Source organism: Streptomyces sp. NPDC050535, from assembly GCF_044457665.1.
In the GTDB taxonomy this organism is placed as follows: Bacteria; Actinomycetota; Actinomycetes; order Streptomycetales; family Streptomycetaceae; genus Streptomyces.
In genome coordinates, this window is the sequence record NZ_JBITHE010000001.1 from 1,018,240 (window position 1) to 1,043,614 (window position 25,375).

The window sequence follows — 25,375 nt, forward strand, 5'->3', positions numbered from 1 at the left end:
CATGAGTGCAGAGATCGACGTCCTCGTGCTGGGAGGGGCGGGGGTGGACACCATTGTGTACGTGCCTGGGCTGCCGCTTCCGTACGCCGACAGCTACATGGTCCGGCCCGGGATCGAGACACGGGCAGGCCAGAGCGGGGACTTCGTCGCTCTCGGCGTGCACGCGCTGGGCCTGCGCACGCACCACCTCGACCTGATCGGCGACGACCACGAGGGCGAGCTGGTACGGGCGCTGCACCGCGACCGGGGCATTCCGCTCACCGGTTTCCGCCAGCCCGGTGGCACCAAGCGCGCGGTCAACCTGGTGGATCCGGAGGGACGGAGACTGTCGCTGTACGACGACAGCCGCTCGCGGGAGGCCGACCGGCTGCCGGAGGAGACGGTACGGGCGCTGGCCCGGACGAGCCGCCACGCACACGTCGTCATCACCCACCCCTGCGCCCACACGCTCCCCACCCTGCGCGAAGCCGGGGTGACCCTCTCGACCGACCTGCACAACTGGGACGGCGAGAATCCTTACCACGAGCGGTTCGCGTACGCCGCCGACCTCGTGTTCCTCTCCACCACCGCGCTGCCCGACCCGGAGCGGACGATGCGGCGGATCGTCGAGCGGGGGCGGGCCGAGGTGGTCGTCGCCACGGCCGGAGCCGACGGGGCGTACCTGCTGGCGGACGGCGAGATGACCCACATCCCCGCGGTCACGCCCCCGGCTCCGGTGGTGGACTCCAACGGCGCCGGCGACGCCTTCGCCTCCGGCTTCCTCCTCGGCCGGCTCGCCGGTGAGCCGCCCCGGCGTTGCGCCCTGTACGGCGCGGTGGCCGGCGCCCACGCCTGCACGGTGCCGGCGACGCGGGCCGACGCCATCAGCCGCGAGGAACTTCTGGCCCGCGCGGGGGAGTTGACGCCGACGGCCCGCCCTTGAGGAGGGCGGGCCACCACACAGCGGTCCTCAACCGCGTTCGTCACCCACCTCAGTGCTCGTGAACCGAATCAGTCGCAGCGATCTTCTTCCACGACTTCGGCCGAGCCTGGGCAGGAGCCCCGTCCGTTCCCGCCGCCCGAGCGATCGACGCGCCCCGCGCCGAGGGCGCCCCGGGCTTCGACGGCTGGTACAGCCACGTGTCGAAGAGCGAGCCGAGCGCCTTGCCGGACACCTCCTCCGCGTACTTCTGGAAGTCGCCGACCGAGGCGTTCCCGTACGCGTGCTCACTCGGCCACCCCTTGAGGACGGCGAAGAACGCGTCGTCCCCGACCTCGTTGCGCAGCGCCTGAATGGCCAGCGCCCCGCGGTCGTACACCGCGATGTCGAACTGGTTCTCCGGACCGGGATCCCCGGGCGCGACGGTCCAGAAGGCGTCGTCGGCCGGGTGCGACGCGTACACGTAGTCCGCGAGCTCCTGCGTCGTCCCCTCGCCCTCGTGCTCCGACCACAGCCACTGCGCGTACCGGGCGAAGCCCTCGTTGATCCAGATGTCCTTCCACCCGGCGACGGACACGGCGTCCCCGTACCACTGGTGGGCCAGCTCGTGGACGACGACCGACACGTTCGAACCGTTCGCGAACTGGCGCGGGCTGTAGAACGGCCGTGTCTGCGTCTCCAGCGCGTACCCGGTGTTGGTGTTCGGGACGTATCCGCCGAGCGCGTTGAAGGGGTACGGACCGAAGTACCCGGTGAGGAAGTCGGCGACCTCGCCGGTGCGCTCGATGCTCGCCCGCGCCGCCCCGTCGTTGTCGCCGAGATCCTTGCTGTAGGCGTTGATGACCGGGATGCCGCTCTCGGTCGTCCCGGTGGTGACGTCGAACCTGCCGACCGCGAGCGTGGCGAGGTAGGTGGCCTGCGGCTTGTTGGACCGCCAGTTGTAGCGCGTCCAGCCGAGCCGTGAACTGGTCGACTGGAGCGTGCCGTTGGAGATCGCCTGGGTACCGTCGGGGACGTTCACCGACACGTCGTACGTCGCCTTGTCGAGCGGGTGGTCGTTGCTGGGGAACCACCACCACGCGGCCTCGGGCTCGTTCGCGCCCACACCGCCGTCCGGAGTGCGGTGCCAACTGGTGAACCCGTAGGCGGTCTTCGACGACGGCACACCGCTGTAGCGCACCACGATCGTCACGGTCTTGCCCTTGGCCAGCGGGGTCTTCGGGGTGATCTCCAGTTCGTGCTCGCCGGACGTGGCGAACGACGCCTTCACGCCATTGACCCGCACCTCGCTCACATCGAGGAGAAAGTCCAGATTGAAGCGTGAGAGATCCTGCTTGGCGGTCGCCAGGAGGGTCGCCGTGCCCTCCAGCTCATCGGTCCGCGGCTGGTACTGGAGCCGCAGATCGTAGTGCGAGACGTCGTAGCCGCCGTTGCCGTAGGCGGGGTAGTAGGGGTCGCCGATGCCCGGCGCCCCGGGGGTGTAACCGGCCGCCGATGCCGGGATCGCCAGCAGGAGGGAGGCCGCGAGCGCGCCCGGTGCGATGAGTCTGCGGTGCACGTCAAGCTCCAAGTCGTGGGGGCGTGAAGTCTGTTCGGAGCCTATTCAGTCCCTGTGGCCGCGGTCATGTCCACGGCCACCCCTGTCACACGATCGCCATTCGGCCGTCATGAGCAATCCCGCCCCACAGGCCTTTCACAGACCCCCTTTTGCGCAGGAGTTGACCGGGGTACCTTCCGCGCATGCCGATACGTGCGCGCCGTATGCGCTTCACGACCTGGAGATCGCTCGCGACGGCGGCCACCGCCGCCCTGATGGCAACCCTGCTCACCCCGGTCGCCGCACACAGCGCCCCGCGGGAGAGCACTCCGATCTACTCGTACGACAACGCGATCCGCGAATCCGTGTGGGTGGACACCGGCCTCGACGGCGACAGCGACGGGAAGGCCGACCGCGTCGCCGTCGACATCGTCCGGCCCCGCGAACTCGCCGCGTCGGGCCGCAAAGTCCCCGTGATCATGGATGCCAGCCCGTACTACTCCTGCTGCGGACGCGGCAACGAGAGCCAGAAGAAGACGTACGACGCGAACGGCGACGTCGTCCAGATGCCGCTGTTCTACGACAACTACTTCGTGCCCCGCGGCTACGCCTTCGTCGGCGTCGACCTGGCCGGCACCAACCGCTCCGACGGCTGTGTCGACGTGGGAGGCCGCAGCGACATCCAGTCCGCGAAGGCGGTCGTCGACTGGCTCAACGGCCGGGCCAGGGCGTACACCTCGCGCACCGGGACCGTCACGTCCAAGGCGACCTGGACCAATGGCAGAACGGGCATGATCGGCAAGAGCTGGGACGGCACCATCGCCAACGGCGTGGCCGCCACCGGCGTCAGGGGCCTGGAGACCATCGTGCCGATCAGTGCGATCTCCTCCTGGTACGACTACTACTTCAGCGAGGGCGCCCCGCTGTACGACTCCGGCCCGGACTGGCTGTCCGACTACGTCGACAGCCCCGACGCCCGTGCCAAGTGCGCCGCCGTCCAGCAGAAGATCGTCGACGGGGCACCGCGCACCGGCGACTGGACCTCGTTCTGGACCGAGCGCGACTACGTGAAGGACGCGGACAAGGTCAGGGCCAGTGTCTTCCTGATCCACGGCGCCCAGGACCTCAACGTCCGCACCCAGCACGTCGGCCCCTGGTGGGACGCGCTCGCCGAGAACGGTGTCGACCGCAAGATCTGGATCTCGCAGACCGGCCACGTCGACCCCTTCGACTTCCGCCGCGCCGAATGGGTCGACACCCTGCACCGCTGGTTCGACCACGAACTCCTCGGCTACGACAACGGCATCGACGACGAGCCCATGGCCGACATCGAGCGTCACCCCGACCAGTGGGTGACCTCCGGCGTCTGGCCGCCCCGCGCCACCGACACCACGACCCTGCGCCCGGCCACGGGCTCCGCGCCGGGCGTCGGCACCCTCGGGCTGAACAGGCGCTCGGGAACCGAGACCTTCACCGACTACCCTCGGCTGAGCGAGACCGACTGGGCCGCGTACATCGACCGGTCAACCCCTGACAAGACGGGCTTCGTCACCAAGCCGCTGGCCAAGGACCTCCGCCTGTCCGGCTCGTCGAAGGTGACGATCACCGCCACCCCGACGACGTCAACAGCGCATCTTTCGGCGGTACTTGTCGATCTGGGCCCGGACACCATCCGCGACTACGCCGCCGCGGGCGAGGGCATCACCACGCTCACGGACCGTACCTGCTGGGGCCCGAGCACGACCGGAGACAGCTCCTGCTTCAGGGAGACCCGGTCGAAGAACGCGGACGTCGACTACACCGTCTTCAGCCGCGGCTGGGCCGACCTCGGCAACCACGCCTCCCTGAGGAAGGGCGTCCCGCTCACCCCGGGCAAGGCGTACACGATCACGCTCGACCTCGCCGCCACCGACCATGTCGTCCCCGAGGGCCACCGGCTCGCCCTCATCATCGCGGGCACCGACAAGGACCTGGTCGACCCGCCGTCCACCACACCGACACTGACGCTCGACCTGGCCCGCACCTCGGCCCGGGTCCCGCTGGTCGGCGGCGCCAAGGCCTTCGCCAGGGCCACCGCGGGCTCCGGTGCCCATCCGGACGCCTCCGTCCTCGACGGCGTACGTGACCCGCGTGCCGCCCTTCGCATCCCGGGAGAGACCAGTTGACCGGCTTAGTGATCCGCGCCATGGCCGTGGCGGTTACCGCCACGGCCATGGCCGTACCCCTGCTGACCGCACCGGCGCACGCGGCGGAAGCCCGGCCGCGCACCGGCTTCGAGCAGACCGACGGCGCCCGCTGGACCAGTCAGCCCGAGGAGCAGGAGTTCCTGGCAGCCGTCGACCGGGCGAGCGACCGTGTCTCGGTCGCCCGGATCGGCACGACCAAGCAGGACCGCCCGCTCCAGCTCGTCCGTGTCGGCGCGCCCCGTGCCGCCACCACCGTGCTCCTCGTGTGCAGCCAGCACGGTGACGAGCCGTCCGGACGCGACGCCTGCCTCAGCACGATCCGCGACCTGGCGTACGCGAAGGACCAGCGCACCCGGCGCTTCCTGAAGACCACCACCCTGCTCGTCGTGCCCACCGCCAACCCGGACGGCCGCGCCGCCGACACCCGCGGCAACAGCGACGGCGTCGACATCAACCGCGACCATCTCGCCCTCCGGACCGCCGAGGCCCGCGCGATGGCCGCGGTGCTTCGCGACCGCACCCCCGACGTCGTCTACGACCTGCACGAGTACGGCGCCACGCCCCCGTACTACGACAAGGACCTCTTCGACCTCTGGCCGCGCAACCTCAACACCGACACGGCCGTCCACGACGAGGCGAGGACCCTTTCGCTGGACTACGTACGGCCCGCCGCCGGCGACGAGGGGTACTCGACGGGCACGTACGGCATCTGGACCGACCCCGTGACTGGCGACCCGATCCAGCAGGTGGCCGGGGACGGCCAGGAACGCATCCTGCGCAACATGTCGGGCGTCAAACATTCCGCCGGACTCCTCATCGAGAGCCGGGTCGATCCCCTCACGGACGCCGAACAGGCCGACCCGGCCCTGAACAACCGCCGCCGAGTCGACTCCCAACTCGCTGCGCTCGGCGGCCTGTTCACCTTCACCGGGGAACACCGTGAACGGGTCGAGAGGGCCACATCGGCTGCCCGGCTCAAGGGCTACCTGGACACCGATCCCGTCTACCTCGGCGGAGCCGACAACGACCCGGCCGAGCCGTCCGAGGTGATCCAGGAACCGCCCTGCGGCTACCGGCTCACCGCCGGCCAGTACACGGACCTGCGCGACGAGCTGAGCCTGCACGGCGTCCGCGTACGGCACGAGGGCGGCGGCGTGCTCGTACCCCTCCGTCAGTCCCTGCGTGCTCTCGTCCCACTGCTCCTCGACGAGCGCGCGCCCTACCGGCTCACGGCGGGGGAGCCCGACACCGACTGCTGAGACGCTGAGCACGGCCGCACCTGTGATAGGGCGTATGGGGCAATAACTTGCATAACTCCCCATACGCCCCTATCGCGAAAGGTGCCGCCCATGACGGGGCAAGCAGAAGAGACGGCTCACGGCGGGCGGACCGACCGTGTGGTGTTCGGCGTCACCGCCGTGCTCACCCTCGGGTTCGTGATCTGGGGTTCGGTCGCGACCGATTCGCTGGAGAGCGTCTCCACCAAGATGCTCAACGGTCTGATCCACAACGGCGGTTGGGCCTTCATGCTGGCCGCCTCCTGCTTTGTGGTCTTCGCGCTCTGGCTCGCGATCAGCCGCTACGGCAGGATCCACCTCGGCGCCGAGGGCGAGGAGCCCGAGTTCCGCACCGTGTCGTGGGTCGCGATGATGTTCAGTGCCGGCATGGGAATCGGCCTGATGTTCTACGGCGTGAGCGAGCCGCTGGCGCACTACGACACGCCCCCGCCTGGCACCACCCCCGCCGACTCCGGCGAACGGATGGAGACGGCGATGGCCACGACCCTCTTCCACTGGACGCTGCACCCCTGGGCGATCTACGCGGTGGTCGGGCTCGGCATCGCCTACAGCACCTTCCGCAAGCGCCGTCGCCAGACGATCAGCGCGGTCTTCACGCCGCTCATCGGCGAGCGGCACGCGAACGGCGGCTGGGGCCGGGTGATCGACATCCTCGCGATCGTCGCCACCGTCTTCGGCTCCGCCGCCTCACTGGGCCTGGGCGCGCTCCAGATCGGCTCCGGATTCAAGGAGCTGGACTGGATGGACAAGGTGAGCAACGGCCTGCTCGTCGGGATCATCGCCGTACTGACGGTGGCGTTCGTGGCCTCGGCCGTCTCCGGCGTCGAGAAGGGCATCCAGTGGCTGTCCAACACCAACATGGTGCTGGCGCTGATCCTGGCCGTCTTCGTGTTCATCGCGGGGCCGACCATCATCGTCCTGGATCTGCTGCCCACCTCGGTCTTCGCCTACCTCGGTGACCTGCCGCAGCTCGCCGGACGTACCGAGGCCAGCGGCGGCGAGGGTGTCGCCGACTGGCTGGGCAGCTGGACCGTCTTCTACTGGGCGTGGTGGATCTCCTGGACGCCGTTCGTCGGCATGTTCATCGCCCGGATCAGCCGCGGCCGTACCATCCGGCAGTTCGTCGGCGGCGTGATCCTCGTCCCCAGCAGCGTCAGCCTGGTCTGGTTCGCGATCTTCGGCGGTACGGCGATGAAGCTGAAGGAGACCGGTCGGCTCGGAGGGGAGTCGACGCCCGAGGGCCAACTTTTCGGTGTGCTGGCCGAGTTCCCCATCGCGACCGCCACCAGTCTGCTCGTGATGATCCTGGTCGGCATCTTCTTCGTCTCGGGAGCCGACGCGGCGTCCATCGTGATGGGCACGCTCTCCCAGAAGGGGGCGCTCGAACCGAGCCGGTTCGTGGTGGTGTTCTGGGGCGTCCTGACCGGGGCGGTCGCCGCCATCATGCTGCTCGTCGGCAGCGGCCAGGGCGACGCGCTGACCGGGCTCCAGAACCTCACGATCCTCGCCGCGGCGCCCTTCGTCCTCGTCATGATCGGCATGTGCGTCGCGCTGATGCGCGACCTGCGCGCCGACCCCGTCATCGTGCGGGGCGAGATGGGCCTCGAAGTGGTCGAACTCGCCGTGATCGAGGGGCACAAGCGGTTCGACGGCGACTTCGAGATCCGGATCGGCCCGGGAGCCGGTACGGAGAAGGAGGGGGACCCGATCGGAGACGACCACGGGTGAGCCGGCCCGAGGGGCCGCTACCGGGCCCGGCCCGTGACCGGAGCCGCGTCGACGGCCCGTGGCCGAGGCCGGTCGTCAGCGGGAGGCGAGCGCCGCCGCCTCCCGCGCACACCCCCACGCCACCGTGACCCCCGCACCGCCGTGACCGTAGTTGTGCACCAACACCCGTCCGTCGGGCAGCCGTTCACGCTCCAGCCGCACGCGATCACGTACCGGCCGCAACCCCACCCGGTGACCCATCACCCGCGCCCCCGCGACCTCGGGGCGCAACACGGCGCAGCGCCTGACGATCTCCGCGGCCACCGCCGGCTCGGGCGTCAGCGACCAGTCGTCCTCGTCGGTGGTGCCGCCCAGGATCAGCCGGTCCGGCTGCGGGAACAGATAGGTGCTCACCCCGGTCGTGGAGTCCGTCGAGACCAGCCAGGTGCGGATCCCGGGGTTCTCCACGATCACGAGCTGCCCGCGCACGGGACGCAGACCCGCGTCCGGTACGAGCCCGTGAGCGCCGAGCCCCGTGCAGTTGACGATCACCGGCGCCTCCGCCTCCGCGAGATCCGCCACCGCGCGGACGTCGACACTCCCGCCCGCCCGGAGAAGACGCTCGTACAGCCACCGCAGATGCGCCGGCATGTCCAGCAGCGGAAGCCGGGCCCACAGGCCCGTCCCCGCGTACTCCTCGGACGTCGAGGCCCGCAGCCCCGGCAACCGCGCGGCCGCCCAGTGGCCCTCTTCGTCCAGCCGTGACTCGCCCATTACGCCCTCGACCATACGTACGCCCGTGCTCCCGGGCGTCGCCGCCAACTCCTCGTACACGGAGAGTGATTGAAGGGCCCAGTCGCGGGCGAGTGCCTTCGGCTCGATGCGGTACGGCCACCACAGCGCGCCCGCAACCGCCGAGGTGGTCCGCCCGGCGGGCTCCCGCGCCCACACCCGTACGCGCCTCCCGCTCTCGGCCAGGACAACGGCCGTCGTCAGCCCGATGACCCCGCTGCCCACCACGATCACATCGCCGCGTCCGTCTGTCTCCACCCGCGGACCGTAGCGGAATATGTCATGCCGTGCTCAGATCGCTCCCGCTCTGGGGATACTCACAGCATGTCTGCCGAGTACGCGACCTTCGGCCTGGCACCGGCGATGCGTGCCGGTGGAGTCCTCGCCAACGGTGACTACCAAGTGCACCGGGATTTCGTCGACTTCATCGTCGACGGCCGCCCGCTGCTTTTCCAGCTCTCCGACCTCGACGCCGTCTCCCCACTCGCCTCCGACGTGCCACCCGCGATCTTCACCGCTCAGGTCCGCAGCCTCCTGCTGGAAGCGGACGCTCCGCTCGACGGCGGCCGCTACGTCATCTACGGCTGCCCCGAGTGCGAGGGCCTGGACTGCGGCGCCGTCACCGCGGTCATCGAGAAGGCCGACGACGACTACGTATGGCGCGACTTCGCCTGGCAGACCGACGAAAGGCCCGACCTGGAGCGCAACGGCTATCACGGGATAGGGCCGTTCCGCTTCCACGGCGCCGAGTACCGCAGCGCCCTGAGCTCCCTGCTGAGCGGCGACTCCGGACCCCGCCGCCGCGTCCTCCTCATCGGCGCCCGCGTCGCCGTCCTCGCCAAGCTCGCCGCCGCCCTGCGCACCATCGGCATCGGCGCCGACATCACCCGGGACGCCACGGCGGTCCCGCCCGACGAACTCCGTACGTACGGCGCGGTGGCCTTCGGCCGGGCCGTCGGCGAGGAGGAACGTGCCGCCGTACGGGGGACCTTCGACCGTGCGAGCCTCGAGGTGGCCTACGTCGAGGGCCTCGCCCCGATCATTCCGCTCCTCGTCGCCCAGATAGAACACGCCCTGGACCGCAGCCCGCTCGAACTGCGCCGTCTCACACGCATGGTCGCCGCCGACGGGGAGGCGGGCATCGAGGTTACCTCGACCTGCCGCGTCCAGCTCACGGCGTACCGCCTCGACCGCCTGTACCGCAGCCACGCGCAGGAGGTCTTCGACGGAGTCCTGGAGGCCGGCCGGCACCGGCTCGCGCTGGACGCCAGGGCCGTACGGGGGGAGTCCTTCATCGTGGCGCGCACGGCGGGGAGTGTGCTGGTGGAGCCGATGGTCCACTGACCGGGGCCACGGATATCAGTGCGAGGGGACGTCGCCCCGGCCGTTAGGATCGGCCATCTGATGACTGCCACCCTCGTCGCCAAGAATCTCGCCGCCGGACACGGCGACCGCTCCCTCTTCTCCGGGCTCGACCTCGTCGTCGCGCCCGGAGACGTGATCGGGCTGGTCGGTGCCAACGGCGCGGGAAAGTCCACGCTGCTCCGACTGCTCGCCGGACTCCTCGTACCGGAACAGGGCGAGCTGCGGCTGTCCCCGCCGTCCGCGACGGTCGGACATCTGCCGCAGGAACCGGAGCGCCGGGAGGGCGAGACCGTACGGGACTTCCTCGCCCGCCGCACCGGCGTGGCCGAGGCCCAGCGGGTGATGGACGAGGCCACCCAGGCGCTGGTCGACGGCGCGCCCGGTGCGGACGACGCGTACTCCACCAGCCTGGAGCGCTGGCTCGACCTCGGCGGCGCCGACCTCGACGAGCGCGCCGAGGAGATCGCCGGCTCCCTCGGGCTCGCCGTCGGTCTCGACCACCTGATGACCTCCTTGTCCGGCGGCCAGGCGGCCCGCGCCGGACTCGCCTCCCTGCTGCTCTCCCGCTACGACGTGTTCCTCCTCGACGAGCCCACGAACGACCTGGACCTGGACGGCCTGGAGCGGCTCGAGCGCTTCGTGGGCGGCCTGCGCGCGGGCACGGTCGTCGTCAGCCACGACCGGGAGTTCCTGACCCGCACGGTCACCAAGGTGCTCGAACTCGACCTGGCGCAACAGCAGATCACGCTGTACGGCGGCGGCTACGAGGCGTATCTGGAGGAGCGGGACACCGCGCGCCGGCACGCCCGCGAGGACTTCGACGAGTACGCCGACAAGCGGTCCGCGCTCGAGGGGCGTGCCCAGACGCAGCGCTCCTGGATGGACAAGGGCGTGAAGAACGCCCGGCGCAAGGCGGGCAACGACAACGACAAGATCGGCCGCAAGTTCCGCAGCGAGGCCAGCGAGAAGCAGGCCTCGAAGGCCCGGCAGACCCAGCGCATGATCGAGCGGCTCGACGTCGTCGACGAGCCGCGCAAGGAGTGGGAACTGCGCATGGAGATCTCGGCGGCGCCGCGGTCCGGCGCGGTCGTCGCCACACTGCGTGACGCGGAGGTGCGCCGAGGTGACTTCACCTTCGGCCCGGCGACGCTGCAGATCGACTGGGCCGACCGCGTCGCGGTCACCGGCGCGAACGGCGCGGGCAAGTCGACGCTCCTGGGCGCCCTGCTCGGCCGTGTCCCGCTGGACGTCGGTCACGCCGCCCTCGGCCCCGGAGTCGTCGTCGGCGAGGTCGACCAGGCCCGCAAGCTCTTCCACGGCACCGAGTCGCTGCTCGACGCGTTCTGCGCGGCCGTCCCCGACACCGAGCCGGCCGAAGTCCGCACGCTCCTCGCCAAGTTCGGCCTCAAGTCCCACCACGTCCTACGCCCCGCGAGCTCCCTCTCCCCGGGCGAGCGCACCCGCTCCGCCCTCGCCCTCCTCCAGGGCAGAGGCGTCAACCTCCTCGTCCTCGACGAGCCGACCAACCACCTCGACCTCGTCGCCATCGAGCAACTGGAGTCCGCCCTCGGCACCTACGAGGGCACCCTCCTCCTGGTCACCCACGACCGCCGCATGCTCGACGCGGTCCACACGACACGCCGCCTGGAGGTCACGGAGGGCAAGGTGACGGAGCGCTAGCTCCCTTCAGCCCGTCCGGCGTTTGAGGACGAGCGCGAAGCGCGAAAGGGGGGTCTGGGGGCGCAGCCCGCAGGAACGGGACGGGAAGGGGCGGAGGGGGCGAAAACGCCCAGGTCCATCCCGATGCCGGGTTCCCGCGAAAGGGAACCCGGCACGAGGAACGTCAGCCCTTCCCCCGCTTGGGATCCGTCAGCCCCGCCCGCCGCAACGCGTCAGCCATCGCACTGTTGGCAGGCGCCGCAGCCTGGCGAGAGCCCCCACCGGAACGGCTCTGCTGCTGCCGAGGCTGCTGCCGCTGCTGAGGCGGCCGCCCCCCACGCTGGGCACGCCCACCCCCCGAGGTGTCCGCGTCCGTGGCCACCGCCTCGTCGTCCAACCGCAGCGACAGCGAAATCCGCTTCCGCGGAATGTCGATCTCCAGCACCTTCACCTTGACGATGTCACCCGGCTTCACCACGTCCCGGGGGTCCTTGACGAAGGTCCTGGACATCGCGGACACGTGCACGAGCCCGTCCTGGTGGACACCCACGTCCACGAACGCCCCGAAGGCGGCGACATTCGTCACGACCCCCTCCAGCACCATCCCGGACTCGAGGTCGGAGAGCTTCTCCACCCCGTCCTTGAAGGTCGCCGTCTTGAACGCGGGCCGCGGGTCACGCCCCGGCTTCTCCAGCTCCCGCAGGATGTCCGTCACGGTCGGCAGACCGAACTTCTCGTCCACGAAGTCGACCGGCTTCAGCGAACGCAGCACCCCGGAGTTGCCGATCAGCGAGGCGACCTCGTTCCCCGCGGTCTTCACCATGCGACGCACCACGGGGTACGCCTCGGGGTGCACGCTGGACGAGTCCAGCGGATCGTCCCCGCCGCGGATCCGCAGGAAGCCCGCGCACTGCTCGTACGCCTTCGGGCCGAGCCGGGCCACGTTCTTGAGGGAGGTACGGGACCGGAAGGGCCCGTTCGCGTCGCGGTAGGACACGATGTTCTCGGCGAGTCCGGAGGTGATGCCGGAGACCCGGGAGAGCAGCGGCGCCGAGGCGGTGTTCACGTCCACGCCCACGCCGTTCACACAGTCCTCGACCACCGCGTCCAGTGACCGGGACAGCTTCATCTCGGACAGGTCGTGCTGGTACTGCCCGACCCCGATGGACTTCGGGTCGATCTTCACCAGCTCGGCCAGCGGGTCCTGGAGCCGGCGCGCGATGGACACCGCGCCGCGCAACGACACGTCCATGTCGGGCAGCTCCTGCGAGGCGAACGCGGACGCGGAGTACACCGACGCGCCGGCCTCGGAGACCATCACCTTGGTGAGGTTCAACTCCGGGTGCTTGGTGATGAGTTCACCGGCGAGCTTGTCCGTCTCGCGGGACGCCGTGCCGTTGCCGATCGCGATCAGCTCGACCGTGTGGTCCTTGGCGAGCCGGGCGAGCTTGGCGATGGCCTCGTCCCACTTGTTGGCGGGGACGTGCGGGTAGATGACGTCCGTGGCGAGGACCTTGCCGGTCGCGTCGACCACGGCGACCTTCACGCCCGTCCGGAATCCGGGGTCCAGACCCAGCGTCGCGCGTGTGCCCGCGGGGGCGGCGAGCAGCAGGTCCCGCAGGTTCGACGCGAACACGTTGACCGCCTCGTCCTCGGCGGCCGTCCGCAGCCGCAGCCGCAGGTCGATGCCGAGGTGCACGAGAAGGCGGGTCCGCCACGCCCAGCGGACCGTGTCCGTGAGCCACTTGTCGCCGGGGCGGCCGCGGTCGGCGATGTGGAAACGGCGGGCGACGATCCCCTCGTACGAGGAAGGGCCGGGCTGCTCGGAAGGCTCCTCGGGCTCCAGAACGAGGTCGAGGACGTCCTCCTTCTCGCCGCGCAGCATGGCGAGGACGCGGTGCGAGGGCAGCGCCTTGAAGGGCTCGGCGAAGTCGAAGTAGTCGGCGAACTTCGCGCCCGCCTCCTCCTTGCCGTCCCGCACCTTGGCGACCAGCCGCCCGCGCACCCACATGCGCTCGCGCAGTTCGCCGATCAGGTCGGCGTCCTCGGAGAACCGCTCGGTGAGGATCGAGCGGGCGCCGTCGAGCGCGGCCTGCGGATCGGCGACGCCCTTGTCGGCGTCGACGAAGGCCGCCGCCGCGGCGAGCGGGTCGACCGAAGCGTCGGCGAGCAGTCCCTCGGCCAGCGGCTCGAGACCCGCCTCGCGCGCGATCTGCGCCTTCGTGCGCCGCTTCGGCTTGAACGGCAGATAGATGTCCTCGAGACGCGCCTTCGTCTCGGCGGCCCGGATCTGCGCCTCGATCTCCGGAGTGAGCTTGTCCTGCTCGCGCACCGATTCCAGGATCGCGGCGCGCCGCTCCTCCAGCTCCCGCAGATAACGCAGCCGCTCCTCGAGGGTGCGCAGCTGCGCATCGTCGAGCATCTCGGTCGCTTCCTTGCGGTACCGGGCGATGAAGGGCACCGTCGATCCGCCGTCGAGCAAGTCGACGGCGGCCTTGACCTGCCGCTCCCGTACGCCGAGCTCCTCGGCGATCCTGCCTTCGATGGACCCTACGAGGGGTGTCGTCACGATCCCGTACCGCCTTCTCCACTGGGGTTGCGCGGCAATTGTGGCAGGTGACACCGACAACGGTGGATCAGGGCGGCAGCGGAAGCGTGACCGGGGCCCGAAACCGGCACGGCGACGGGAACTCTCAGGTCCTGCGGCTCCGCCCGGAGTGCGACGCGCCCCCGAACAGCCGTGCCAGCGCCCGGAACGGGAGCGTCACGACCGTGGCGATGGCCGAGCCGATCTGCCTCAGGACGTCTGCGATCGCGTGGAACATAGGTCTCCCCTTTCGTCCCCCGACCTGTGAGGCCGGCAGACGTACGGGTACCTCATTCCTTGCCGATCATGCCTTCCGGGAACGCTCCGGCGCTGAACGCCGTCAGCAGCAGCGCCTTGCCCAGTTCCATGAGCCGTTCCACGCCCGGGGCGCCCAGGTGTTCGTACGGCGCCCGGTCCAGCCGGTCCGTCCGCACCTCGATGTCCTTGCGGAATGCCACCCCCGCCTCGGTCAACGCGCCGTCCGCGTCGAGCAGCCCGCGCTCCCGCAGCCGCAGGACCGCCGCCTCCCAGTCCGTACGCGACCAGCCGCGCGTGCCCAGCGCCCACCTCGGGGTCATGCCCTTGCCGGTCGCGGTGTGGCTCACCAGGGCCTCGACAGGGTCGAGTTCCGAGTCGAGCAGCACCGCCAGGTGACCGTCGCCGCGGTGCTCACGCAGCAGGGTGGCCGCGTGGTAGAGCGCGAGATGCGGCGCCTCGGGGACGGGCAGGTCCGCGTAGGCGGCGTACAGCGGGCGCGCGGTCCTGGTGCAGGCCTCGGCCGCCCGCAGCGCGAGCTCCGCCGCCTCGGCCACCTCCTTGGAGGCGCTGACGTCCTCGCCGAGCAGCCGCCGCAGCGTGGCGTCGACGGCACGCGAGCGGGCCGCGAGCACGGTCTCGGGGGAGGCGGTCCGCCACACTCCGGGCACGTGCCTCGCCACCAGCTCGTGGTGGAAGTTGTAGAACGTGGCCGTCACCGTGCCCGGGCCCACCGCGCCCATGGCCGCCGCCCGCGTGGCGAAGTACGCGCCTCTGCTGTCCTCGATCCCGACGCCGGCCAGTTCCCGGTCCAGGTCGGGCGAGAAGTACAGCGCCGCGGCGATCGAGTTCAGGACGTTGTGGCAGCGGCGCCCGGCGCGCTCCGGCAGTGGAGTGGTCATGCCCGGCACATTACCGACTGGTTGGTACGGCGGGAACCGCAGGATCCGGCATGGCAGGAAAGATGGGCAATTTGTCACTGCGGACATCGCCGCGCACGCCAACGATCGAGGACATGCGAACCGTCCTGGTCGTCCTCTTCGACAACGTGCAGAGTCTCGACGTCACCGGCCCCGTGGAGGTCTTCGCGGGGGCCGGGCCTAGACCCGCCGGCCCGGTTCGTACCGCATCCGCACCGCCTCCCCCCTCCCCCCGCCGGCTGACCGACTGGCTGCGCGAGCACGGCCCGCGCGCCGAGCGCCTGGTGTCGGTCTGCACCGGCGCCGTCCTGCTCGCCAGGTCGGGCCCTGCTGGACGGCCGCCGCGCGACGACCCACTGGGCGTACTGCGACACGCCGGCCCGTGACCATCCGGCGGTCGAGGTCGACCCGGACCCCATCTACGTGCGGGACGGCAATGTCGCCACCTCGGCGGGGGTCACCTCGGGCATCGACCTGGCCCTCGCGCTCGTGGAGGAGGACCTCGGGCGCGAGACCGCGCTCACCGTCGCCCGCCACCTGGTCGTCTTCCTCCGGCGTCCGGGCATCCAGGCCCGGTTCAGCGCTCAGTCGGCCGCCCAGAGTGCCCAGCGCGAACCCCAGCGCGAACCCCTACGCGAGGTCCAGCTGGGGGCACCTCCCACGCCCTTGAGGCAGTGGGGGAGGATCACCGAGCACCCGGGCGCCGATCTGTGCGTCGAGACCCTCGCCGAACGCGCCCGGCTCTCGCCCCGTCACTTCGCCCGCGCCTTCCAGACCGAAACCGGCATGACACCCGGCCGGACCGCACCGCGCAGTCCGTCCAGCTGCTCACCGAGTACGACCCGCGTCCGCCCTACGACGCGGGGTCCCCGGAGAGGGCCCCGGCCGACCTGGTCGCCCAGGCGCTCCGGCGGCGCCTCAGCCTGACGCCCTCCACGTGAAGCGCGGCTCTCGGCGATCGAGGAAAGCGGCGACCCCCTCCGCGGTGTCGCCGCTGCCCCGCGCCTGCTCCGTCCAGTAGGCGTCCCGGTCCACGTGCCCGTTCGCGAACTCCTTGGCCGCCGCCTGCGTCAGCAGGGACCGCGTGGCCAGCAGGCGCGTGAACTCACCGACGCGCTTGCCGAGTTCCCCCGCGGGCAGTACCTCGTCAACGAGACCCGTGCGCAGGGCCCGCTCGGCGTCGATCAACTCACCCGAGAACAGCAGGTACTTGGCGGCGGCCGGACCCACCAGCGACACCAACCGCCGGGTGGAGGACGACGGATAGACGATCCCCAGCTTCGCCGGTGTCACCCCGAACCGTGCCCCCTCCTCCGCGAACCGCAGATCGCAGGCCGCCGCGAGCTGGGACCCGCCGCCCACGCAGTACCCGCGGACCGCCGCGAGCGTCGGCTTCGGGAACGCCGCGAGCGCCTCCTCGGCGAGCACGAGCAGGCCCGTCGCCTCGTCCGGGGAGCTCCGCAGCGTCGAGATGTCGAACCCGGCGCAGAACGTGTCACCCGCACCGGTGAGCACCAGCGCGTGTACGTCGGCGTCGTCCGTCAACTCGTCGAGCAGGGACGGCAGCGCCCGCCACATGCCGGCCGTCATGGCGTTGCGCTTGGCCGGGTGGTGGATGACGACGGTGGCGACCCCGTCGATGACGCTGTGCGACAGCTGCGGCTCCATGCGCCGGATGCTATCCGCCCCCGCGAGCGTGTGATCAAGAACGAACCGGACGAGCCCGGCGTCAAACCCGTACAACCCGAATAGATCCCGAAGTCGGCACAACAAGGACAGGAACAGTCCCCCGGCTGGCTGGGTCATGCGCTGACGGTCAGAAGCTGTCGATAGTCGCTGACTTCTGTTCAGTTATCCGGTCTGGACGGGCGCAGAACCAACACTCATTGCGTGGTGACAATCGAGCGCAAGGGTGGCGACCGGACGATGGAGAACCGCGGGCGGGGGTCCGCTTCGAGTCCTGAGGGGGGCGTGGAGATGCCTCCCGAAGACAGACCTCCGGGCCCTCTTCCCTATGAGGGGGTGTGGCGATTCACCGCCCCCGCCATCGACGCCTCGGTGCCGCAGGCGCGGCACGCCGTACGGGATCTGCTGGTCCGCCAGGGAGTGCCCGTCGCGGACGACATCGTCCAGGGGCTCCTGCTGATCGTTTCCGAACTGGTCACCAACGCGGTCCGGCACGCGGCGCTCCTCTCGCCGGTGCTTGCCGTGGAGGTCGCCGTCGGCGCGGAGTGGGTGCGGGTCTCCGTGGAGGACAAGCACCCCTACCGTCCGACCGCCCTGGAGGCCGACCACGGCCAGACCGGCGGCCGTGGCCTGCTGCTCGTGCGCGAGGTCACCAGGGAGGCGGGCGGGGTGTGCGACGTGGAGCACACAGCGAGCGGCGGCAAGGTGATCTGGGCCGCCCTGCCGCTCACCCCGAGCGTGACCTAGGGGGTGTCGTTTGGATCAGCCAGGCGTCGCGGACCCGGGCTGATCCAAACGACATCCCCTGGCCCGGCGGGATCCTCACCAGCCGGCGGCGGGGCCCGTCAGTTCCCTGACCGCCGGACGGGCCGCGTCCAGGACCGTCATGAACCACGAGGAGAAGTTCTCCTTCGCGTGCCGCTCCGCCAGCTCGGCGGCGCTCACGAAGGCCGTCGCCTCGACCTCCTCCGGGTCGGGGCCCAGCGGCGACTGCACCATTCCGACGAAGAGGTGGTTGTACTCCTGCTCCACCAGGCCCGAGTCGGGGTCCGGGTGGTTGTAACGGACGGTGCCCGCCTCGGCGAGGAGCGACGGGGAGACGCCCAGCTCCTCGTACGTCCGCCGGGCCGCCGCCGCGAACGGTGCCTCGCCCGGGTAGGGGTGGCCGCAGCAGGTGTTGGACCACACACCGGGGGAGTGGTACTTGCCGAGGGCGCGCTGCTGGAGCAGCATCCGCCCGCGCTCGTCGAAGAGGAACACCGAGAACGCCCGGTGCAGCTGCCCCGGCGCCTGGTGGGCGGCGAGCTTCTCCGCCGTACCGATCGTGTTGCCGTCCTCGTCGACCAGTTCCAGCAAGATCGCTTCAACGGTGCCGTTCGACGAACTGTGCGTCGCGGTGGCAGGTGTGATCGGCATACCCATCCTTCGCATCGGTCTTCGATCCCCAAGTCTGCCGTACGAAACCGGCACTCCCGGCACTTCGCGGCTCCCCGCATGTCCCGCTCCGGGAGCCCGGAACGGGGCGAGCGGGCCGACGTACGTCACACACCGCAAGCGCCGGACACCTGATCGTGCCCATGGTCGTGGACGAGGAACCGCTCCGGACGGGGGCGGTCAGATGTTCGGACGGCACTCCGAATCCGGGCCGGATGCCGTACGCCGAAGGGGGCGGACGGCGTATCGCGGGTACCGCCCGTGCGTCGTACCCGAACGGTCAGTGGCAGAGCTTCGCCTCGTGCTCGGCGTGCCCGCTCGGCTCGAGCTGGAACGTGCAGTGTTCGACGTCGAAGTGGTCGCCGAGGCAGACCTGGAGCTCGTGGAGCATCTTCTCGTGGCCGATGGCGTTCAGGATCTCGGAGCTGACGACCACGTGGACGGAGAGGACCGGCATACCGGAGGTGATGGTCCAGGCGTGCAGGTCGTGGATGTCCTCCACGCCGGGCAGCGCCAGTAGGTGCGCGCGCACCTCCGTCATGTCGACGTCCTTGGGGGCCGCCTCCAGGAGCACGTTCAGCGTCTCCTGGAGCAGCTTCCAGGTGCGCGGGACGATCATCAGGCTGATGACGATCGAGGCGATCGGGTCGGCGGCCTGCCAGCCCGACGTCATGATGACCACCGCGGAGATCAGCACCGCGAGCGAACCCAGCGCGTCCGCGACCACCTCGAGGAACGCGCCGCGCACGTTCAGGCTGTCCTTCTGTCCTCGCGCCAGCAGGGTGAGCGAGATCATGTTCGCGACCAGACCGACCAGGCCGAACACGATGGTCAGACCGCCCGCGGTGTCGGAGGGCGTCACGAAGCGCTGGATCGCCTCGTACAGCACGTAACCGCCGACGCCGAGCAGCAGCAGACAGTTCGCGAGGGCGGCGAGGATCTCGGCACGCGCGTACCCGAAGGTGCGGTTCTTGCTCGCCGGGAGGTTGGCGAAGTGGATGGCGAGCAGGGCCATGCCGAGGCCCAGGGCGTCCGTCGCCATGTGGGCCGCGTCCGCGATGAGCGCGAGTGAGTCGGCGAGGAGACCTCCGACGATCTCGACCACCATGACGGTGAGCGTGATCGACAGCGCGATGCGCAGCCTCCCGCGGTACGCCGCGGCCGCCGTACCCGTCGGGGGAGCGCCGTGCGCGTGCCCGTGGTCGTGCCCAGCCCCCATGAAAGCCGCCTCCCTGGTTCTCCGCGTTCCCCGCCCTGAATCACAGTGAACTACGGGCCGGGGGTATCCGGCAACGCGGGACTGAACACCGTTGTCATGTGCTCTGACCTGCGGAAACGTTTCGCAGGTCAGAGCACCGGCAAGATCACCGAACTGGTGTCCGGGCGGGCTGGGTCTGCCTGCCCCGCCACGCCGACGCGACCATTTCGCGCACCCCGCGGCGCGCGCTCCAGCCCAGTTCCCGCGCGGCCCGCTCGGCCGAGGCGACCGCGCGCGGCGCGTCACCGGGGCGGCGCGGCTCCACGATCGCGGGGGTGCTGTCACCGCTCACTTCCGCGATGAGCGTGATCAGTTCACGTACGGAAACACCTTCCCCGCGGCCGATGTTGACCGTCAGGTCGCCCGTCGGTCCCTCGGTGAGACGCCGGGTCACGGCCAGGTGGGCCTCGGCGAGATCGGCGACATGGATGTAGTCGCGTACGCAGGTGCCGTCCGGCGTCGGATAGTCGGCACCGAAGATCCGCGGGGCCTCGCCGCGGCTGAGCCGGTCGAAGACCATCGGGATGACGTTGAACACGCCGGTGTCGGCCAGCTCGGGCGCCGCAGCCCCCGCCACGTTGAAGTAACGCAGACACCCGGTCGCGATGCCGTGCGCCCGGCCCGCCGCCCGGACCAGCCACTCGCCGGCGAGCTTCGTCTCGCCGTAGGGGCTCATCGGGGCGCAGGGGGTGTCCTCCGTGATGAGATCCACATCCGGGTTCCCGTAGACGGCCGCCGACGAGGAGAAGAGGAAGCGGCTGACGCCGGCCTCGGCGACCGCTTCCAGGAGCGTCGCGAGAGCGCCCACGTTCTCCTGGTAGTAGTACGCCGGCCGTTCCACGGACTCGCCGACCTGCTTGCGGGCGGCGAGATGCACCACACCCGTCACGGCGCGTTCGGCCAGGACCTTCCTCAGAAGTTCCCCGTCCAGTGTCGAGCCCCGCACGAGCGGGATGTCCTCCGGGAGCCGGTCCGGAACGCCCGTCGAGAGGTCGTCGAGCGCGACGACACGCTCCCTGGCCTCGGCCATCGCCCGCGCCACGTGAGCGCCGATGTATCCGGCTCCGCCTGTGATCAGCCATGTCATGGGCGACAACCCTATGCCGGTACCGCCGCCCGGCAGCTCCACGCTCGCGGAGGGAGGGGCTGAACCCGATGCCGAAAATAGGACGATATGGCGGCACGGTTTGTGGCGTGGACCCCGAATCCCTGATGATGATCGCGGCGGAGGCGACTAGGCAGATCTGGTTGATCGGGCCTGAACGGTCGGTGAACAGCCGCTTCCATTCATCCGGTAGCCTCGCCGACACGCCGCCCGGACCAGCCCCTGGGCGCCCCAGATACGTACACGCCCGGCGCCAGGCCGCGCCGGCCACCCAGGGAGTGAGTTCGCTGTCGACCGCCATCCTCACCGGTCAGCCGGTACCCGGATCATCGCTCGAGGGCGATCTGCGGTCGCTAGGGTTCGACGTGCGGTTCGCCCACGACGCCGGTGATGCCGAGGCACTCCTGGCCGCCGTACCGGCCGACCGGCGGGTCGCGGTGGTCGACGCCCGCTTCGTGGGGCATGTGCACGCGCTGCGGCTGGGCCTCACGGACCCCCGGTTCCCCGTCGCCGCACTGCCCGGCGCCGTCTCCGTGCGGCCCGCCGCCCGCTCGGCGCTGACCAGGGCGGTTGCCCGCGAGACCTCCGCCGCGGGCGGCGTCGCCGTCGCCACGGAGAACCTCGCCGACCGGGTCACCGCGACCCTCGACGCCGATGGCGTGGCCGTCCACCGCACCGAACTCGGCACACTCGTCGCCGTCGTCCCGGCCGACCCGCAGGAGCGCAACGAGGCCCGCCAGGCCGTCGCCGCCGTGGACGACGAGGCCGTACGGCTGCGCGGCGCCGTGAAGGCCCGCGACGGCTTCTTCACCACCTACTGCGTCAGCCCGTACTCGCGCTACCTGGCCCGCTGGTGCGCCCGCCGCGGCCTCACCCCCAACCAGGTGACGACCGCCTCACTGCTCACCGCCCTGATAGCCGCGGGCTGCGCCGCCACCGGCACCCGCGCCGGCTTCGTCGCGGCCGGCCTGCTGCTCCTCTTCTCCTTCGTCCTGGACTGCACCGACGGGCAGCTCGCCCGCTACTCACTCCAGTACTCCACGCTCGGCGCCTGGCTGGACGCGACCTTCGACCGCGCCAAGGAGTACGCCTACTACGCGGGCCTCGCCCTCGGCGCCGCCCGCGGCGGTGGCGGCGACGACGTGTGGGCCCTCGCGCTCGGCGCGATGATCCTCCAGACCTGCCGCCACGTCGTCGACTTCTCCTTCAACGAGGCGAACGCGGACAGTACTGCCGTCACCGGCAACACCAGCCCCACCGCGGCCCTCTCGGACCGGCTCGACAGCGTCGGCTGGACGGTCTGGGTGCGCCGGATGATCGTCCTGCCCATCGGCGAACGCTGGGCCATGATCGCCGTCCTCACCGCGCTGACGACCCCCCGCGTCACCTTCTACGCGCTCCTCGTCGGCTGCGCCTTCGCCGCGACGTACACCACGGCGGGCCGCGTACTGCGCTCGCTCACCCGCAAGGCGCGTTACACGGACCGCGCGGCGCGGGCGCTGGCGGACCTCACCGACTCCGGGCCCTTCGCCGAACTGCTGGCACGCCTCACGCGACGGGTGAACCTGCGGGCACCGGCATGCGTCGCGCTGGTCGCCGGCGCCGTCGTGGTGCTCACCGCCTGGATCGCCCCGTACGGAAGCTGGTGGCCCGTCCTGGGCGCCGTCATCTACGTACTCCTGTCACCCGTGGCCATCGCCCGCCCCCTCACGGGCGCCCTCGACTGGCTGGTCCCGCCGGTCTACCGCGCGGCCGAATACGGCACCGTTCTGGTGCTGGCCGCCAAAGCGGAGGTGAACGGAGCGCTTCCCGCAGCTTTCGGCCTGGTGGCCGCCGTCGCCTACCATCACTACGACACGGTGTACCGCATTCGCGGTGGCGCCGGCGCCCCACCGCACTGGCTGGTACGGGCGACCGGCGGTCACGAAGGCAGGACACTGCTGGTCACCGTCCTTGCCGCACTGCTCGCCGCCGCGCAGTTCGAGGTCGCGCTCATGGCCCTCGCCGTGGCCGTGGCCCTGCTGGTGCTCGTCGAGAGCATCCGCTTCTGGGTGACCGCCCATCTGGGCGGTGCACCCGACGTACACGATGAAGGAGAACCCGCATGATCGGCCTCGTGCTGGCGGCCGGCGCCGGACGGCGTCTGCGCCCCTACACCGACAGCCTTCCCAAGGCTCTCGTGCCGGTCGGCCCCGCGGGCGCGGAGGACGGCATCACGGTCCTGGACCTGACCCTGCGCAACTTCGCGGAGATCGGTCTCACCGAGGTCGGCATCATCGTGGGCTACCGCAAGGAAGCCGTGTACGAGCGTCAGGCGGCCCTTGAGGAGAAGTACGGCCTCAAGCTCACCCTCATCGACAACGACAAGGCCGAGGAGTGGAACAACGCCTACTCCCTCTGGTGCGGCCGTGACGCCCTCAGGGGCGGCGTCATCCTCGCCAACGGCGACACCGTGCACCCGGTCTCCGTCGAGCGGACGCTGCTCGCCGCCCGCGGCGACGGCAAGAAGATCATCCTCGCCCTCGACACGGTGAAGAAGCTCGCCGACGAGGAGATGAAGGTCGTCGTGGACCCCGAGAAGGGCGTCCGGAGGATCACCAAGCTCATGGAGCCCGCCGAGGCCACCGGCGAGTACATCGGCGTCACCCTCATCGAGGGCGCCGCCGCCGACGAACTGGCCGACGCCCTGAAGACGGTGTGGGAGACGGACCCGCAGCAGTTCTACGAGCACGGCTATCAGGAGCTCGTCAACCGCGGCTTCCAGATCGACGTGGCACCGATCGGCGACATCCCCTGGGTCGAGATCGACAACCACGAGGACCTCGCCAAGGGACGTGAGATCGCGTGCCGGTACTGACGAGGCTCATCCCCTCGCCGGTCGTCGTCGACATCCGCCCGGGCGCCCTGGACGACCTGGCGGGAGTGCTCTCCGACGAGCGGATCTCGCACTCGGGGAAGCTGGCCGTCGCGGTGAGCGGCGGCTCCGGCGCCAAGCTGCGCGAGCGGCTCGCTCCGGACCTGCCCGGCGCCACCTGGTACGAGGTCGGCGGCGGCACCCTCGACGACGCGATCGAGCTGGCCGGCGCCATGAAGGCCGGGCACTACGACGCGGTCGTGGGCCTCGGCGGCGGCAAGATCATCGACTGCGCGAAGTTCGCCGCGGCTCGCATCGGCCTCCCCCTGGTCGCCGTGCCCACGAATCTGGCGCACGACGGCCTGTGCTCACCGGTCGCGACGCTCGACAACGACGCCGGGCGCGGCTCCTACGGTGTGCCCAACCCCATCGCGGTCGTCATCGACCTCGACGTGATCCGCGAGGCCCCCGTGCGCTTCGTGCGCGCCGGCATCGGCGACGCCGTCTCCAACATCTCCGCGATCGCGGACTGGGAACTGGCCAACCGCGTGAACGGCGAGCGGATCGACGGCCTCGCCGCCGCGATGGCGCGCCAGGCCGGTGAGGCCGTGCTGCGGCACCCCGGCGGCATCGGCGACAACGACTTCCTCCAGGTACTCGCCGAGGCCCTGGTCCTCAGCGGCGTCGCCATGTCCGTGTCGGGCGACTCGCGCCCCTCCTCCGGCGCCTGCCACGAGATCAACCACGCCTTCGACCTCCTCTTCCCCAAGCGCGCGGCGAGCCATGGCGAGCAGTGCGGCCTGGGCGCCGCCTTCGCGATGTACCTGCGCGGTGCGCACGAGGAGTCGGCGTACATGGCCGAGGTGCTCCACCGGCACGGGCTGCCGGTGACGCCGGAGGAGATCGGATTCACCGTCGACGAGTTCTGTCAGGTCGTGGAGTTCGCTCCGCGGACCAGGCCGGGCCGCTACACGATCCTCGAACACCTAGACCTGAAAACCCACCAGATCAAGGACATCTACGCCGACTATGCCAAGGCCATCAGTAGCTGAACTCCGCCCCGTCGTTCATCCCGAAGGGGTGAAGGACCGGCGCAGCGGTGAGCACTGGGCGGGACGCCTGTACATGCGAGAGATCTCGCTGCGGGTGGACCCGTTCCTGGTCAACGCCAGGATCACGCCCAACCAGCTCACGTACCTGATGGTCGTCGCGGGCGTCCTGGCCGGCGCGGCGCTGCTCGTGCCCGGACTGACCGGGGCGCTCCTCGGCGCGGTACTGATCCAGCTCTACCTGCTCCTCGACTGCGTCGACGGCGAGATAGCCCGCTGGCGCAAGCAGACCTCGATAACGGGGGTCTATCTCGACCGCGTCGGTCACTACCTGTCCGAGGCGGCCCTCCTGGTGGGCTTCGGACTGCGCGGCGCGGACCTGTGGGACGGCTCCGAGAGCCCCGAGTGGCTGTGGGCGTTCATCGGAACCCTGGCCGCGCTCGGCGCGATCCTGATCAAGGCGGAGACCGACCTGGTCGATGTGGCGCGGGCCCGCAGCGGCCTGCCCGCGGTCAAGGACGAGGCGGCCGCGCCGCGCTCCGCCGGGCTCGCCCTGGCCCGTCGGGCGGCCGCGGCCCTGAAGTTCCACCGGCTGGTGGGCGGCGTCGAGGCCAGCCTCTTCATCCTCTTCGTCGCGGTCCTCGACCTGATCGGCGGCGACCTCTTCTGGACCCGCCTCGGCATCGCGGTGCTGGCCGGTATCGCACTCCTCCAGACCCTGCTGCACCTCGTGTCCATCCTCGCCTCGAGCAGGCTGAAGTGAG

General features: G+C 70.6%; 20 protein-coding genes and 2 pseudogenes. 13 read left to right on the forward strand and 9 right to left on the reverse strand.

Features of this window, described 5'->3' with window-relative positions; genetic code table 11:
- The first annotated feature begins 1 nt into the window (after position 1).
- Positions 2-922, forward strand: a complete 921-nt coding sequence (locus tag ACIBLC_RS04440) for an adenosine kinase (RefSeq protein ID WP_399209129.1) — start codon at positions 2-4, stop codon at positions 920-922.
- 49 nt (positions 923-971) lie between these two features.
- Here ACIBLC_RS04440 and ACIBLC_RS04445 read toward each other — a convergent pair whose 3' ends face one another.
- Positions 972-2,477, reverse strand: coding sequence for a M1 family metallopeptidase (locus ACIBLC_RS04445; protein WP_399209130.1), 1,506 nt, complete (start codon positions 2,475-2,477; stop codon positions 972-974).
- A 182-nt stretch (positions 2,478-2,659) separates the two neighbouring features.
- Between ACIBLC_RS04445 and ACIBLC_RS04450 the strand changes: the two genes are divergently transcribed.
- The 3 genes from ACIBLC_RS04450 to ACIBLC_RS04460 all read left to right on the forward strand — a co-directional run bounded on the left by ACIBLC_RS04450 (position 2,660) and on the right by ACIBLC_RS04460 (position 7,668).
- Complete coding sequence (locus tag ACIBLC_RS04450) at positions 2,660-4,621, forward strand: Xaa-Pro dipeptidyl-peptidase (protein WP_399209131.1); 1,962 nt, start codon at positions 2,660-2,662, stop codon at positions 4,619-4,621.
- 20 nt (positions 4,622-4,641) lie between these two features.
- Positions 4,642-5,901, forward strand: a complete 1,260-nt coding sequence (locus ACIBLC_RS04455; protein WP_399209282.1) for a M14 family metallocarboxypeptidase — start codon at positions 4,642-4,644, stop codon at positions 5,899-5,901.
- Between the two features lie 90 nt (positions 5,902-5,991).
- Positions 5,992-7,668, forward strand: coding sequence for a BCCT family transporter (locus ACIBLC_RS04460; RefSeq protein WP_399209132.1), 1,677 nt, complete (start codon positions 5,992-5,994; stop codon positions 7,666-7,668).
- Between the two features lie 75 nt (positions 7,669-7,743).
- On the opposite strand, the gene ACIBLC_RS04465 is transcribed toward ACIBLC_RS04460, so the two are convergent.
- Positions 7,744-8,697 carry an FAD-dependent oxidoreductase gene (locus tag ACIBLC_RS04465; protein ID WP_399209133.1) on the reverse strand — a complete coding sequence of 318 codons (954 nt, stop codon included), beginning with the start codon at positions 8,695-8,697 and terminating at the stop codon, positions 7,744-7,746.
- A gap of 66 nt (positions 8,698-8,763) precedes the next feature.
- Between ACIBLC_RS04465 and ACIBLC_RS04470 the strand changes: the two genes are divergently transcribed.
- Positions 8,764-9,783 (forward strand): oxidoreductase, encoded by a 1,020-nt coding sequence (locus ACIBLC_RS04470; protein ID WP_399209134.1) that lies wholly within the window; start codon positions 8,764-8,766, stop codon positions 9,781-9,783.
- A gap of 60 nt (positions 9,784-9,843) precedes the next feature.
- Positions 9,844-11,484, forward strand: a complete 1,641-nt coding sequence (locus ACIBLC_RS04475; RefSeq protein ID WP_399209135.1) for an ABC-F family ATP-binding cassette domain-containing protein — start codon at positions 9,844-9,846, stop codon at positions 11,482-11,484.
- 163 nt (positions 11,485-11,647) lie between these two features.
- On the opposite strand, the gene ACIBLC_RS04480 is transcribed toward ACIBLC_RS04475, so the two are convergent.
- The 3 genes from ACIBLC_RS04480 to ACIBLC_RS04490 form a co-directional block, all read right to left on the reverse strand.
- On the reverse strand, positions 11,648-14,032 hold the full coding sequence (locus ACIBLC_RS04480; protein WP_399209136.1) for a Tex family protein: 2,385 nt from the start codon (positions 14,030-14,032) through the stop codon (positions 11,648-11,650).
- A 124-nt stretch (positions 14,033-14,156) separates the two neighbouring features.
- Complete coding sequence (locus ACIBLC_RS04485) at positions 14,157-14,288, reverse strand: LPFR motif small protein (protein WP_399209137.1); 132 nt, start codon at positions 14,286-14,288, stop codon at positions 14,157-14,159.
- 52 nt (positions 14,289-14,340) lie between these two features.
- Positions 14,341-15,207, reverse strand: coding sequence for a hypothetical protein (locus ACIBLC_RS04490; RefSeq protein ID WP_399209138.1), 867 nt, complete (start codon positions 15,205-15,207; stop codon positions 14,341-14,343).
- 113 nt (positions 15,208-15,320) lie between these two features.
- Here ACIBLC_RS04490 and ACIBLC_RS04495 point away from each other — a divergent pair.
- A pseudogene (locus tag ACIBLC_RS04495) lies at positions 15,321-16,038 on the forward strand (GlxA family transcriptional regulator); the annotation flags it as partial.
- A pseudogene (locus ACIBLC_RS04500) lies at positions 16,026-16,166 on the forward strand (DJ-1/PfpI family protein); the annotation flags it as partial. The pseudogenes ACIBLC_RS04495 and ACIBLC_RS04500, both read left to right, overlap by 13 nt.
- Here the strand turns inward: ACIBLC_RS04500 and ACIBLC_RS04505 are convergent.
- A complete protein-coding gene (locus ACIBLC_RS04505) occupies positions 16,144-16,893 on the reverse strand; it encodes an enoyl-CoA hydratase/isomerase family protein (protein ID WP_399209139.1) in 750 nt (249 codons plus the stop codon). The pseudogene ACIBLC_RS04500 and the gene ACIBLC_RS04505 overlap by 23 nt on opposite strands.
- A 258-nt stretch (positions 16,894-17,151) precedes the next feature.
- Here ACIBLC_RS04505 and ACIBLC_RS04510 point away from each other — a divergent pair, with 258 nt between their 5' ends.
- Positions 17,152-17,658 (forward strand): ATP-binding protein, encoded by a 507-nt coding sequence (locus ACIBLC_RS04510; RefSeq protein ID WP_399209283.1) that lies wholly within the window; start codon positions 17,152-17,154, stop codon positions 17,656-17,658.
- A gap of 75 nt (positions 17,659-17,733) precedes the next feature.
- On the opposite strand, the gene idi is transcribed toward ACIBLC_RS04510, so the two are convergent.
- The 3 genes from idi to galE all read right to left on the reverse strand — a co-directional run bounded on the left by idi (position 17,734) and on the right by galE (position 20,690).
- Positions 17,734-18,327: an isopentenyl-diphosphate Delta-isomerase gene (idi, locus tag ACIBLC_RS04515; protein WP_399209140.1), complete on the reverse strand. Its 594-nt coding sequence runs from the start codon at positions 18,325-18,327 to the stop codon at positions 17,734-17,736.
- A 298-nt stretch (positions 18,328-18,625) separates the two neighbouring features.
- The gene (locus ACIBLC_RS04520; RefSeq protein ID WP_399209141.1) at positions 18,626-19,564 is read right to left on the reverse strand and encodes a cation diffusion facilitator family transporter; all 939 of its coding nucleotides are present in this window, start codon (positions 19,562-19,564) and stop codon (positions 18,626-18,628) included.
- A gap of 145 nt (positions 19,565-19,709) precedes the next feature.
- Entirely contained in the window at positions 19,710-20,690 is a 981-nt protein-coding gene (galE, locus tag ACIBLC_RS04525; protein WP_399209142.1) for a UDP-glucose 4-epimerase GalE, read from the reverse strand.
- A gap of 305 nt (positions 20,691-20,995) precedes the next feature.
- Between galE and ACIBLC_RS04530 the strand changes: the two genes are divergently transcribed.
- From ACIBLC_RS04530 to ACIBLC_RS04545, 4 genes are read left to right on the forward strand one after another with little or no spacing between them, the layout of a single operon-like run.
- Positions 20,996-22,816, forward strand: coding sequence for a DUF5941 domain-containing protein (locus ACIBLC_RS04530; protein ID WP_399209284.1), 1,821 nt, complete (start codon positions 20,996-20,998; stop codon positions 22,814-22,816).
- Positions 22,813-23,565, forward strand: coding sequence for a sugar phosphate nucleotidyltransferase (locus tag ACIBLC_RS04535; protein WP_399209143.1), 753 nt, complete (start codon positions 22,813-22,815; stop codon positions 23,563-23,565). The genes ACIBLC_RS04530 and ACIBLC_RS04535 overlap by 4 nt, the downstream gene beginning before the upstream one ends.
- On the forward strand, positions 23,553-24,614 hold the full coding sequence (locus tag ACIBLC_RS04540) for an iron-containing alcohol dehydrogenase family protein (protein ID WP_399209144.1): 1,062 nt from the start codon (positions 23,553-23,555) through the stop codon (positions 24,612-24,614). Before ACIBLC_RS04535 ends, ACIBLC_RS04540 begins: the two co-directional genes overlap by 13 nt.
- Positions 24,592-25,374 (forward strand): CDP-alcohol phosphatidyltransferase family protein, encoded by a 783-nt coding sequence (locus ACIBLC_RS04545; RefSeq protein WP_399209145.1) that lies wholly within the window; start codon positions 24,592-24,594, stop codon positions 25,372-25,374. Before ACIBLC_RS04540 ends, ACIBLC_RS04545 begins: the two co-directional genes overlap by 23 nt.
- Position 25,375: the final 1 nt, after the last annotated feature.